Here is a 381-nt window from a genome sequence, read left to right on the forward strand (position 1 = left end):
CTACTAAAATTATCCGGATGTGGAAGTCGCTGCCACAATTTGATTTGACAATTTTTGTCTTCGTCTAAATGCAAGAATCGCAGTAATTCGTTGAAAAACTTATCTCGGACTGCACTATCTTGGTAGGCAATGTATCCAAACAATGACCATGTAATAGCATCTTCGCTTTTTATGGATTGTAAATTGCTATAATACCCTAATTCTTTTGTAAGAATAATTTGATTCTCTGATGAAAAATCCTTTGTATGCCCACTTTTAACCAATTTGGACACAACTTCAAGTGGAGGGAAAACTATTCCACTTGGACGTATCAAATTATCTGCATAAGATACATACGCGGAGCCCGCCCGTATAATTGCCGTAATCTATTTGCGTAGTAGG

The 381-nt window shown here is 37.0% G+C and carries 1 protein-coding gene; it reads right to left on the reverse strand.

What is annotated here, in order from left to right:
- Positions 1-314: hypothetical protein (locus tag ASC50_RS07540; RefSeq protein ID WP_226995420.1), on the reverse strand; the 314-nt coding region annotated here is incomplete at its 3' end.
- Positions 315-381: the final 67 nt, after the last annotated feature.

The organism is Candidatus Symbiothrix dinenymphae, from assembly GCF_001431085.1.